Here is a 13,059-nt window from a genome sequence, read left to right on the forward strand (position 1 = left end):
ATTTCTTTATGACTTGTTACCTATTATTTGTAATCTTAATTAATAATAAACATTCTTTTAGTTTTTAGGTAATATTCCACAATAAAAAAGAGATATCAATAATACATATTTACGTATTACTGACATCTCTTTTTTGTTATTTTAATCATCACTATTCTTCAAAAGTAAATTAAGTTCTTCTAACCCGCAGATGATTTTTTCAATATCTACAGAATTAGAACTATTTATAGAACCACATATTAATTCTTGAGAAAACCTCTTCTTAATAGCACATATATCATTATTTTTCTTAAATTCTTCAGAAATTGATAGATTTACAATTCTGCGATTATCTTTAGGTATTTCTCTAATTACAACCCCTTGTTTTGTAAGTCGATCTACTATACCTGAGACTGTACTTTTCGTTAATCTCATATGGTTACTTAACTCGTTAAGTGTTATAGATGGTGTTTCATGTAGTTGGAATATAACAGCAAGTTGAGGTGAGGTAAATCCATATTGCTTTGCAACTTTTTCAAACCTGCTTTTAAAATTTCTTTGAACACTTCTATACATGTTAAGTATTTTCTCAACTTCCTCTTCTCTTAATTTATTGTTCAATAGCTACTGTACCTCCTTTGTCTTGTTGCTCTTTTACTTTTTTACTGTCACGCATAGATAAAGTTAAAAGTATGGCTACAATTACTATGGCAGCAGTTACAGCAACAGAATAGGCCATGGCATCCATTGCAGCTTGCCCTTGAACCATTTTAGTTAACTGGGACACTGCCATTCCTTTAGAAGTTCCCTGCGGCAAACCTGCATGCATGTATGTCTTTGTTAGTAAACCTATAGTATCATTAGATGTCTTATTATAAGTAGTTATTTGTTCTGCTAGTTTTGAATAATTATAGTCTGTTTTTGATTGTATAAGTGTGGTCATTATAGTTATACTAAGGGAACCTGCTATCTGTCTTATAGTGTTATTAAGAGCTGAGGCCTTTCCAACCATCTCCCTTGAAACGGCATTCATCCCTACAGTACTAATTGGCATCATAGCAAGCCCTAACCCTATAGATCTTATACAGCTAATAAGTACTATTGTCTCTTTACTGGAATTCAAATTTATGGCCGTTGACAGATCATAAGAACTTATAGCTAGTATTATGAGTCCAGGTATAACAATTGGCTTTGCTCCAAATTTATCGAAAAGACTACCACTTATAGGCATCATGACTCCAACAACTAATGCAGAAGGCAGCATAATAAGACCTGTTTGCATAGCAGTATACCCTCTTACGTTTTGTAAAAATAGAGGTAATACATATGCACCACCCATTAAAGCCAAGGTTAAAACAGAACTTATAACTAAGCTAATGCTAAAATCAAATAGCTTGAGAACCTTTAAATCTAATAAGGGTTCTGGATGGGTAAGTTCATTTACTACAAATAATACAAGGCTTAAACAACCAAGTGTCATTAAAATTGGGTTTTCGATTTTTCCCCAATCTATTGAAGAACCTTCTCCAAGAACATATAGTACACTAACTAAACCAATTGTAGATGATAAAAATCCTATTACATCAAAGGATTTAAAAGGCTTCTTCTCCGTACCTTCTAATAAAATACCGGCTAATATTACACCAACTATTCCAATAGGAACGTTAACTGTAAATATAAGTCTCCAGTCCATCTTTTCAATAATATATCCACCTAATGTTGGACCTGTGGCAGGAGCTGCCATAGCTGCTATTCCCCAAAAACCAAGAGCAAGCCCAATTTTTTCCCTAGGAAATATCTGATATATTATAGACATTCCTACTGGCATTATCATACCACCGCCAATAGCCTGAACTATACGAAATACTATCATAGTTGTATTGCTCCAAGCAAATCCACATAATAGTGATCCTAATGTAAACATTGCTAGGGCAAACATATATATTTTTTTAGGCCCAAAAATTTCCTGCAAGTATCCTGTTAATGGTATAATTGCTCCAAGGGCAAGTGTATAAGAAGTTAATATCCATTTTGCATCATCCAGTGGTACCCCAAAAACTGCCATCATCTTAGGAAGAGCTATGTTAACTATACTACTATCTAGTATAGACATAAAAGTACCTATTATAACTACGCTTAAGGCCAACCAACTATTTAATAAGCTGCTTTTCTTCTCTTCCATTATAACATCACCTCATTACTTAATGTGAATCTTAACAACTGCATTAGTTCCTGGAAGGATTTTATTATTAAACTTATCAAGTTGAATTTTTACAGGCACCCTCTGAACTACCTTTGTGAAAGTACCACTAGTTGAGGCTGGAAGTAAGGATAGTGCAGAATTTGTTGCTTCTCCTATTGACTTAACCTTTCCTGTAAACTTTTGTGATCCGAATTGATCTATAGTTATACCAACTACTTGTCCAACTTTCACTCTACCAAGCTTTGTCTCCTCTATATTAGCACTTATATAAAGATTATTTGGGTCTACTAAAGTAAACATCGTTTGACCTGATGACCATAACTCTCCCACTGTACCTTGTTTCTTAACAACTATACCGTTAATTGGCGATCTCACTAAAGATTGATCTACACTTGAATCAGGAAGATTATTCATTTCTTGACGAGCTAGTATTTGATTCTTAGTAACTGTCTCCCCTTCTTGAACATTAAGTTCTAGTAACTTTCCAGAAATTTGAGGAGTTACGCTAACTAAGTCTGCACCAACTCTTGCATCTTCTGTTGATACGTAATAAGTATTTTGGTACCAGTAATACGCCCCTATTCCTCCTAATGCTGCTACAATTGCTATTAATATTCCAATAATTAGCCCTTTACGCTTATCTTTCATATTAAAATCACCTACCTCTTTATTTTTTCAATCCAATTTGTGCGAACATCCCTGGTTTTAATAATGCCTTTGGATCTTCTATACTTACTTTAACTAATATATTTCTGCTTTGATCATTTAACTTTGAGTTTATAACAGTTATCTTTCCTGTAAACTCTTTATCTGGTAATTCTGATACCTTAATAACCACATCTTGCCCCTCTTTAAGATCATTAATAATTTCTAAAGGTGCATATGCATTTACACATAAAGCTTCAGAGTTAACTATTGATAAGAGTTTTGCTCCAGCTCCTGCTAATTCTCCTACGTTAATGTTTTTTGCACTTACAGTACCTGAAATAGGTGAAACAATAGTACCATTATTGAGTGCTGTCTGAGCAACCTTTAAAGCCGCTTCAGCTTGGCTAATCTGTGCTTGATAGACCTCTATACTAGATCTTGTAGGTCCATTATTTAACATATTTAACTGCTCTTGTGCGTTTTTTTGCTGAGCCTCTGCTGCTGCAAGCTGCTGCTGTGCTGTATCAAGCTGTTGCTGTGCTGCTGCCCCCGTATCAACTAAGGCCTTTATACGATCGTAATTCTTTTTAGTCACAGTATAATTTTCTGCTGTACTATCTAAAGTAGCTTGTGCTGATGCAATCTGTTCAGGACGTACACTATTTTGAGCGTTGGCTAAACTTGCTCTTGCTGTATTTACCGCTGCTTGGGCCTGTTCCACCTGTGCCTGCAAATCCTGTGTATCCAATTTTATAATTACATCACCTTGGTTAACTTTTGAGCCTATATCAACAGTTATTTCTGAAATCTTAGCTGATATTTTGGAAGTTATATCTGCCTGGGTATTTGCTGCAATTTTTCCTCCCATTATAAATTGATTGCTATTGTTTTGTTGTATGCTTTTAGTCGTTTGTTTATTGTCTTTTGTACTAGTTACACCAGAAGCACCACAACCGGTTAAAAGTATTGCTGTAACTAAACAAAATAAAGCAGTTTTTTTCATTTTAAGCCTCCCTTATAATTACAATGTTCAATTTTTAATATACTAGATTATTTAGATGATAAAAGAATTTCTATGTGCTACCTATATTTAAATTTAGTTTCTTTTTATGCAAACCATTCTCACACATATTGTTCGTTTATCAGCATTCCTCATTATATATTAACTTTTTGTAAATTTCAACAACAAATCATGTAATTCAACGTGATTTGCAGATGTTTTCATGTGATTTTATGTCGAAAATTCTCATTTTATTGGTAATTATAGTTTCATCTATTAAAACATATTAATATGCAACTTTAACCACGGGTTATTATGTCATATTAATATCAGAATGGAAATATAACATAAAAAAGAAGTATATAGTTTGTACTAATTTTAATCCAAACTACATACTTCTTTTTTAATATTTATCTTAGAATACCCCTTTAATACCATACATTTCTAACTAAAAATCAGTGTCCTTCAAAAGTAAATTGAATTCCTCTAAGCCATCTATAATTTTTTCTATATTTATAGAGCTATTATCCTCAGAATTAAGTGCTAAGTCTTTTATGAATTTTTTCTTTATACTATATATGTCATTATTTTTTTTAAATTCTTCAGAAATTGATAGATTTACAATTCTACGGTTGTCTTTAGGTATTTCCCTAACTATAATCCCTTGTCTATTTAAGCGATCTACTATACCGGAAACCGTACTTTTTGTTAGCCTCATATGACTACTTAACTCATGAAGAGTTATAGCTGGAGTTTCATATATCTTGAATATTACACTAAGCTGTGGTGACGTCAGACCATATTGTTTTGCAAGTTTCTCAAGTCTAACTCTAAGATTCTTCTGAATATTTTTATTTATATTAAATATTTTTTCAACCTGTTCTTCTCTTAGTTTATCATTCAAGAACTGCTGCTCCTCCTTCATTAAGCTTTCCCTCCACCTTTGGTTTTTTTATCTTCTTATTACTTCTCATAAGTAGAGTTAATAGTATAGCTACAACTACTATAGCAGCAGTTACAGCAACAGAATATGCCATAGCATCTAAGTATGCCTGAGCTTGAAGCATTTTAGCTATCTGGGATAAAGCCGACACCTTTGCAGTTCCCTGAGGCAAACCTGAATGCATATACATTTTTGTCAGTGTGCTTATAGTATCATTAGCCGCTTTGTTATAGATAGTTATCTGCTCTGATAGCTTTGAGTAGTTATAATTTGTTTTTGACTGTATAAGCACTGTCATTATAGTTATACTAAGGGAACTTGCAATCTGTCTTATAGTATTATTAAGAGCGGAAGCCTTTGGAATCATTTCTCCTTTTACAGCATTCATTCCTACAGTACTAATAGGCATCATGGCAAGCCCCATTCCAATAGACCTTATACAAGAAATAAGCATTATTGATTCTTTAGTTGAATTCATATTTATAGCTGTTGAAAGTTCAAAGGATGAAACAGCTAATATAATAAGTCCTGGTATAACTACTGGCTTTGCTCCCAATTTATCAAAAAGGGCTCCACTTACTGGCATCAAAACTCCCATCACCAGTGCAGCTGGCAGCATAATAAGTCCTGTTTCCATAGCTGTATAGCCCCTTACATTTTGTAGGAATAAGGGCAGTACATAGGATCCTCCCATTAGTGCTAAGGTTAAAACAGAGGTTATAACTAAACTTACACTAAAATCAAATAATTTAAGAACTCTTAAATCTAGTAGAGGATCTGGATGGGTAAGCTCATTTACTACAAATAGCACAAGACTTAAACATCCTACAGTCAATAATATTGGGTTTTTTATATCTCCCCAGTCTATTGTTGACCATTTTCCAAGAACATATAGTACACTTACTATACCTATTGTAGAAGATAAAAATCCTATTATATCAAAAGACTTAAATGGCTTCCTAGGTTCATCTTTCAACAGAAGTATAGCTAATATTACACCTATTACTCCTATAGGAAAGTTAACACTAAAAATAAGTCTCCAGTCCATTTTTTCTATAATTAATCCACCTAAAGTTGGCCCTATAGCCGGTGCTGCCATAGCTGCTATACCGTAAACTCCAAGTGCAAGCCCTATTTTCTCTCTAGGGAATATGGAATATATTATAGCCATTCCAACAGGCTGCATCATACCTCCACCAATAGCTTGGAATACACGGAAGGCTATCATACTTGAGTTGCTCCATGCAAATCCACATAAGGCTGATCCGATCGTAAACATCGCTAACGCAAAAGTATATACCTTTTTAGCACCAAATATTTCTTGCAAATATGCTGTTATAGGAATAACTGCTCCCAGTGCCAAGGTGTAAGCGGTCATTACCCATTTTATATCATCTAGAGATACTCCAAAAACCGACATCATCTTAGGGAGGGCAACATTGATTATACTACTGCTTAATATAGACATAAATGTACCAATTATGATTACGCTCATCGCCAACCAAGCATCTAGTGACCCTTTATTATTTTCTTTCACTACATGTCACCTCGTTACTTAATATGAATCTTAACAACTGCGTTAGTTCCCGGAAGTATCTTATTGTTAAACTTATCAAGTTGAATTTTTACAGGTACCCTCTGAACTACCTTTGTGAAGGTACCACTAGTTGATGATGAAAGTAAGGATAGTGCAGAATTTGTTGCTTCTCCTATTGACTTAACCTTTCCTGTAAACTTTTGTGATCCAAATTGATCTATAGTTATATCAACTGGTTGTCCAGCTTTTACCTTGCCAAGCTTTGTCTCCTCTATATTAGCACTTATATAAAGATTGTTTGGGTCTACTAAAGTAAACATCGTTTGCCCTGATGACCACAACTCTCCCACTGTACCTTGTTTCTTAACAACTATACCACTAATTGGTGATCTCACTAAAGATTGATCCACACTTGAATCAGGAAGATTATTCATTTCTTGGCGAGCTAGTATTTGATTCTTAGTAACTGTCTCTCCTTCTTGAACATTAAGTTCTAGTAATTTTCCGGAAATTTGAGGAGTTACGCTAACTAAATCTGCACCAACTCTTGCATCTTCTGTTGATACATAATAAGTATTTTGATACCAGTAATAAGCCCCTATTCCTCCTAATGCTGCTACAATTGCTATTAATATTCCAATAATTAGCCCTTTACGCTTATCTTTCATATTAAAATCACCTACCTCTTTATTTTTTCAATCCAATTTGTGCGAACATCCCTGGTTTTAATAATGCCTTTGGATCTTCTATACTTACTTTAACTAATATATTTCTGCTTTGATCATTTAACTTTGAGTTTATAACAGTTATCTTTCCTGTAAACTCTTTATCTGGTAATTCTGATACCTTAATAACCACATCTTGCCCCTCTTTAAGATCATTAATAATTTCTAAAGGTGCATATGCATTTACACATAAAGCTTCAGAGTTAACTATTGATAAGAGTTTTGCTCCAGCTCCTGCTAATTCTCCTACGTTAATGTTTTTTGCACTTACAGTACCTGAAATAGGTGAAACAATAGTACCATTATTGAGTGCTGTCTGAGCAACTTTTAAAGCCGCTTCAGCTTGGCTAACTTGTGCTTGATAAACCTCTATACTAGATCTTGTAGGACCATTATTTAGCATATTTAGTTGCTCTTGTGCATTCTTCTGCTGAGCCTCTGCTGCTGCAAGCTGCTGCTGTGCTGTATCAAGCTGTTGCTGTGCTGCTGCTCCCGTATCAACTAAGGCCTTTATACGATCGTAATTCTTTTTAGTCACAGTATAATTTTCCGCTGCACTATCTAAAGTAGCTTGTGCTGATGCAACTTGTTCAGGACGTACACTATTTTGAGCATTGGCTAAACTTGCTCTTGCTGTATTTACAGCTGCTTGTGCCTGTTCCACCTGTGCCTGCAAATCCTGTGTATCTAATTTTATAATTACATCACCTTGGTTAACTTTTGAGCCTAGATCAACAGTTATTTCTGAAACCTTAGCTGATATTTTAGAAGTTATATCTGCCTGGGTATTTGCTGCAATCTTTCCTCCCATTATAAATTGATTACTATTGTTTTGTTGTGTACTCTTAGTTGTTTGTACATTATTTTTAACACTAGTTCCATTAGCTGAACCACAACCTGTTAAAAGCATTGCTATAATTACACAAAATAAAGTAGTTTTTTTCATTTTAAGCCTCCCTTTGCAATATTTCATTACTAAAAATTAAAAGCTACTATGTAGCTTCTGGTTTTACACAAACTATTCTTTTACATATTGTTCGCTTACCAACATTACTAATTATATATTAATTTTTTGTAACTTTCAATGATAATATTGCATATTATAGCAAGATTACTTTATACGTGTTTGTATACGGTTTCACGAGGTAATTTGAGTTATATCCAGGATTATTATTCCAGTGTGAAATAATTGTGAATTACTTTTTAAATTTAAACTAATTGCCGAAATTATTTTCCGAAAATTCTAAACATTGATTGACGAATTTACTTTGAAATATTATAATATATATATAGCTTTTAGGGGAGCTGATATTATGATTTCTTCTACAAGTAAAAAGATTAATTTAAACGATTACAAAGGATCTAATGAAGAATTTATCTACGGAGTAAAAGGAATTGTTAGGTTACCACTTGGAACAGAGCTTATCTATAATATGGCTCGTATGTCTATTGATACTTTCATAGAAGTTCCTTCTACTTTGAAAGTTGAGTGTATTCTGGCAGTAACAGATAAACGAATTATGTTCATTCCCATAAATAGTAATCATGAGCTAATCTCCTTTAATTACGGCGATATAGATATCTTTTTCTATGATCAACTGGTGGATAAGATATATTTACTAAATATAAAGAATAAAAAATTTTTAAGTTTTGTAGAAAAAAAATTAGTCTTCAGAATTTATTCAGGTCAAAAGTCAACAATTAGTAAGATTAATTGTATACTAAAGGAATATATATGTGCGTGAAAATATAAAAAGGGCTTCTTTAAGTTAAATAAAATATATAACTTGAAGAAGCGCTTTTTATATCTTTTTGCTAAATTCCGATTATATTCCCTATTATAATTTAGTATTTATTTAAATACCCATAGCTTATAACCAAGAAAGTTAGTTAATTGAGCTATTAAAGTTACTATCACCTTTGATGTATATACATTGAATTGAAAATTACCTACTAAAATTCTAATAGCTATCAACGTAATTGTAAGTGAGAATAGATTAACTCCAATAAACTGTAAAAACTCATAAGTTATTTTTTTATATCTATTCTTATTTTTAAAGGTCCAATTTTTATTAAATATAAAACTATTGGCAATTCCAAAACTATACCCTGCTATCTGACTCACAACATAATTCACTCCAAATAAACTTTGGAATATTGTAAATACAACAAAATCTATAAGAGTATTTAGTGCTCCTACTAAAGAAAAACGACTTAATTGTCTCGCCTTTTCTAGAAACAGATAACCGGTTAAGTTAACTCCTAATTTCATATTTTTTATCACTCTCTTTCTTAGTTATAAATCTCTGTTGTTCCTCAAATTCTACAGAAGTCTGTTTATACCCGCCTAAACTCACCAGCGCTCTTACATATATTTTCTACTATATCCTTTCTTTTATCCATACTTCCATGATTTTATAATTTAATTTAAAAACTGTAACCAATCTGTAACATTAGCAATATATACTATTATTAAACATTTGTGAACTTTTAATAGTAAATAACTTTAGTTTCAAAAATAACTAAGGATAACTAAACATATTAATTTAGGAGGATACCTTATATGGACTTTTTCAAAAACATCAAACTTGGAAAAAAGATTGGTTTACTTTCTATCAGTTTCCTAGTATTTTTAATAATAATAGCCTTGGTAGGAGTAAAACAAATCTCTAAAGTTAACTCAATGATTACTGAGTTGAATGATACAAGGCTTGTACCTATTGTGTATCTTGAAACTATAAGATCTGATATTGAGTATATTAGGACTAGGGAGAATAACTTAATGGATCAAACTGATGATGCTTCTAAAAAACCAATACAGGAGGATATTATTTCAACTGTATCTAGTGTAGAAGAAAGATTATCTAAATACAAAGGAGATCCTAATTACAAAACTGTCTTTGAGAATCTCAATGAATTTAAGGCTTCTACTGATACCTTTATAAAGGAAAATGGTATAGGCGTAGTAAGATCACAAGGTACTGATGCTGCTCAAGCTGGACCTCCTACTGAGATGATAAACTTAGATAAGTCAAAAAGTGACTTAATTATATCTCTCAAGGAAATTATTAATAAACAGGTTGCTGAAGCAAAGGGAACTTATGACGAGAGCAAAGCTGTTTATAAGAATACTGTAATTGGATTAATCTCACTTATTATATTGTGTGCTATTTTAACATTAATCCTAGCTAAGATCATAATATCAGCAGTTGTTCATCCAGTCAGAAACGTTACAGAAAGACTAAAAGAAATATCTGAAAATAATGGTGACTTAACTCAAAGAATAGGCTATGAAAGCAGGGATGAAATAGGAGAACTCAGTTCAGCCTTTGATACATTTGTGGATAAGCTTCATACAATTATTAAGGAAGTTTCCGACTCTGCTGAGATTATTACTACATCAAGTGAAGAATTAACAAAGGCAACAAGAACAACTACAGAATCTCTCGACACAATATCTAGTACTGTTGAAGAAATAACCTCCAGCACTTCAGATAGTGCCGCAGTTTCTGAGGAAACTAGTGGCCATCTTGAGGAAGCAGCTAGATTTTCAGAGGCAACTTCTATTGCTACTAAAAACACCAGGCAAAATAGTAAAAAGGCAAAGGATGCAGCGGAGGAGGGGGCTTCTAAAATATCTGAAATTGTTTCTTCTATAACAAATATAGCATCATCATCACAGGAAGTATCTGTCATGATAAATGAATTAGATCATTCTTCAAAAAAGATTGGGGATATAATTGAGATAATTACAGGAATATCTGCTCAAACTAACCTACTGGCACTAAATGCTGCCATTGAAGCTGCCCGTGCTGGTGAAGCCGGTAGAGGCTTTACTGTGGTAGCAGATGAAATTAGAAAACTTGCAGATGAAAGTAACTCAGCTGCTAAACAGATATCTGATTTAATTCAGGAAAATCAATTAAAATCAGCTTCTGCTGTAGATTCAGTTAATCAAGTTGAAGAAAAGGTATCTCTTGGAGTATCTAAGGCTTCTGAAGTTGGACAAATCATGCAGAACATAATTAAAAATACTCAGGATATTGTTGCTCAAATAGAGGATATTGATAATGCAACAGAAACTAATGCACAGAGTACCAAAGAGATGGAAAAAGCCATAAGCAGTATAGCTACTACTGCTAGCGAAATAGCAGCAAATACTGAAAATATTAGTTCTAGCATTGAAGAACAATTAAGTACTATGACTGAAATCGAGAAGACTACAGAGAGTCTATCAGATATGGCTAAAAAGTTAAGTAAACTAACTAGTGGATTTAAAGTTTAAACTAACTAATTTTTAACCTTCTATAAATATAAAAAACCCCTATTTTTTATGAAGTAATTCTAGTTACTTAATAAGTTCATAAAAGTAGGGGTTTTTAAAGTTTCACAAATAGATGATTTTTGTAACGTTGTCTTTTTATATTAAACTAATTTATTATCTGCTGGAAATATGATTCCTGTTTCTTTTCTAGAGATCTCAATAATCTTCATAACCTTTAAAGACTGGCTATATGAATTCACCTCAGATTGCTTTTCGTTGTTTTTTATTAGGTCAATGAATTCCTTAGCTTCGTAATACATTGTATCCTTTAGCTGCGGCACAGATAAATCCTCTACATTACCGTTTCTGTATATAATTTGTACTTTTTCTGTATTATTAATTTTGTCAATTATCATACTACCCTTTTCTCCCTGTATTTCACAAGGAACATGGGAATCTGTTATTTTTGAATACATTATAACCCCATCCATATCTTCATAAGATAGAACTAGACTACCTTCCCCATCAACTCCTGAAGGCAATTTCAATGCAGTAGATTTTATATCCTTTGGCATACCAAAAAGCTTAACCAGTGGATGAATGCAATAAGTTCCTATATCCATAATTGCTCCATTAGAAAACTTAAGGTCAAAGGTATTTACAGCTTTTCCTTCCTTATATAAATCATACCTTGAAGAATACTGACAGTAGCTTGCAAAGTATCTTCTTATTTTGCCTAGTTTATGTATATTATTTTCTATGGCTTTAAAATTAGGTAAAAATGTAGTTTTCATAGCCTCCATCAGCAAAACATCATTATTTTTGGCAGTTAGTATCATAGAATTTAATTCACTGACATTAGAAGCAATTGGCTTTTCACAAAGAACATGTTTCTTGCTATTCAAGCATATAATAGCTTGTTCTGAATGAAAAGAGTTAGGGCTTGCTATATACACCGCATCAATGCAATCACTTTTTGCCATCTCCTGTAGGTTGGTAAATACATTTTTTATACCATACCTTTCTGCAAAGGCTCTGCCTCCTTCTTCTGTTCTAGAATAGACAGCATTTAGTTTGAAATCTTCTACTAAACTAGCTGCTTTTATGAATTCATCTGTTATTTTATTAGTACCTATAACTGCAAAATTAACCATACTTAAATCCTCCTAGCGGTTAATTATTTTATTACCATTGACTATATCATAAATTATTATTATCAATGCTAAATATAAAAATAGGCTCAGTTAGAATTTATCCTATTATACTATATCAATAGTCTCATCTTGTAAATATAAAAAAGCTCATCCTTTTATATTTATAGGATGAGGCTACTAATTGCTATAAATTTGTTCGTTAAAATTAGAAACAGCTTCTATATAAGTTCAAATCCTTAGCTTTTTCATGAAGTTCTGCTAATTGCGGTACTATTCTTTTAAAATGAGGTGTATTTCTGTGAAAGTCTAAAGCAGCTTCATCTTTCCATTCCTCTATAAAAGTTAGAATTGTGCTGTCGCTAACGTCTTCATAGAGATTATAAGCCACACATCCATCCTCTTTTACACTTTCTTTAATTAGCTCAGCAGCCAATTCTTTAAATTTCTCTACCTTATCTGCCTTAACATAATTTTTGGATACAACTTTAATCATAATAAATTACCACCTTTTAGAAATATATCTTTATTTTAGCATAACCTCTCCAAAAATTCTATATTCATTATAATCTAATAGTTTTTAGTAGAGCTTCATTTATTTAATAACAT

Annotated in this window: 13 protein-coding genes; 2 read left to right on the plus strand and 11 right to left on the minus strand. The window is 32.5% G+C overall.

The window, feature by feature from the left end; translation table 11 throughout:
- Positions 1-141: 141 nt before the first annotated feature.
- The 8 genes from P8V03_RS17060 to P8V03_RS17095 form a co-directional block, all read right to left on the minus strand.
- Positions 142-600 (minus strand): MarR family winged helix-turn-helix transcriptional regulator, encoded by a 459-nt coding sequence (locus P8V03_RS17060; protein WP_318799092.1) that lies wholly within the window; start codon positions 598-600, stop codon positions 142-144.
- Positions 590-2,161 carry a DHA2 family efflux MFS transporter permease subunit gene (locus P8V03_RS17065; protein ID WP_318799093.1) on the minus strand — a complete coding sequence of 524 codons (1,572 nt, stop codon included), beginning with the start codon at positions 2,159-2,161 and terminating at the stop codon, positions 590-592. The genes P8V03_RS17060 and P8V03_RS17065 overlap by 11 nt, the downstream gene beginning before the upstream one ends.
- A 15-nt stretch (positions 2,162-2,176) precedes the next feature.
- Complete coding sequence (locus P8V03_RS17070; protein WP_261673392.1) at positions 2,177-2,830, minus strand: HlyD family secretion protein; 654 nt, start codon at positions 2,828-2,830, stop codon at positions 2,177-2,179.
- A 19-nt stretch (positions 2,831-2,849) separates the two neighbouring features.
- Positions 2,850-3,833, minus strand: a complete 984-nt coding sequence (locus tag P8V03_RS17075; RefSeq protein WP_318799094.1) for an efflux RND transporter periplasmic adaptor subunit — start codon at positions 3,831-3,833, stop codon at positions 2,850-2,852.
- Positions 3,834-4,278: 445 nt separating this feature from the next.
- On the minus strand, positions 4,279-4,755 hold the full coding sequence (locus tag P8V03_RS17080; protein ID WP_318799095.1) for a MarR family winged helix-turn-helix transcriptional regulator: 477 nt from the start codon (positions 4,753-4,755) through the stop codon (positions 4,279-4,281).
- Positions 4,727-6,310, minus strand: a complete 1,584-nt coding sequence (locus tag P8V03_RS17085) for a DHA2 family efflux MFS transporter permease subunit (protein ID WP_318799096.1) — start codon at positions 6,308-6,310, stop codon at positions 4,727-4,729. Before P8V03_RS17085 ends, P8V03_RS17080 begins: the two co-directional genes overlap by 29 nt.
- Before the next feature lie 14 nt (positions 6,311-6,324).
- Positions 6,325-6,978: an HlyD family secretion protein gene (locus P8V03_RS17090; RefSeq protein ID WP_318799097.1), complete on the minus strand. Its 654-nt coding sequence runs from the start codon at positions 6,976-6,978 to the stop codon at positions 6,325-6,327.
- Positions 6,979-6,997: 19 nt separating this feature from the next.
- Complete coding sequence (locus P8V03_RS17095; protein ID WP_318799098.1) at positions 6,998-7,981, minus strand: efflux RND transporter periplasmic adaptor subunit; 984 nt, start codon at positions 7,979-7,981, stop codon at positions 6,998-7,000.
- A 367-nt stretch (positions 7,982-8,348) separates the two neighbouring features.
- Here P8V03_RS17095 and P8V03_RS17100 point away from each other — a divergent pair, with 367 nt between their 5' ends.
- On the plus strand, positions 8,349-8,780 hold the full coding sequence (locus P8V03_RS17100; protein ID WP_318799099.1) for a hypothetical protein: 432 nt from the start codon (positions 8,349-8,351) through the stop codon (positions 8,778-8,780).
- A gap of 107 nt (positions 8,781-8,887) precedes the next feature.
- On the opposite strand, the gene P8V03_RS17105 is transcribed toward P8V03_RS17100, so the two are convergent.
- Entirely contained in the window at positions 8,888-9,307 is a 420-nt protein-coding gene (locus P8V03_RS17105; protein ID WP_261673385.1) for a GtrA family protein, read from the minus strand.
- A 291-nt stretch (positions 9,308-9,598) separates the two neighbouring features.
- Here P8V03_RS17105 and P8V03_RS17110 point away from each other — a divergent pair, with 291 nt between their 5' ends.
- Positions 9,599-11,320: a methyl-accepting chemotaxis protein gene (locus tag P8V03_RS17110; protein ID WP_318799100.1), complete on the plus strand. Its 1,722-nt coding sequence runs from the start codon at positions 9,599-9,601 to the stop codon at positions 11,318-11,320.
- A 140-nt stretch (positions 11,321-11,460) separates the two neighbouring features.
- Here P8V03_RS17110 and P8V03_RS17115 read toward each other — a convergent pair whose 3' ends face one another.
- Entirely contained in the window at positions 11,461-12,453 is a 993-nt protein-coding gene (locus P8V03_RS17115; RefSeq protein ID WP_318799101.1) for a Gfo/Idh/MocA family oxidoreductase, read from the minus strand.
- 205 nt (positions 12,454-12,658) lie between these two features.
- Positions 12,659-12,946 carry a putative quinol monooxygenase gene (locus P8V03_RS17120; protein ID WP_318799102.1) on the minus strand — a complete coding sequence of 96 codons (288 nt, stop codon included), beginning with the start codon at positions 12,944-12,946 and terminating at the stop codon, positions 12,659-12,661.
- Positions 12,947-13,059: the final 113 nt, after the last annotated feature.

This window comes from Clostridium tanneri (assembly GCF_033659955.1).
GTDB lineage: Bacteria > Bacillota > Clostridia > Clostridiales > Clostridiaceae > Clostridium_AM > Clostridium_AM tanneri.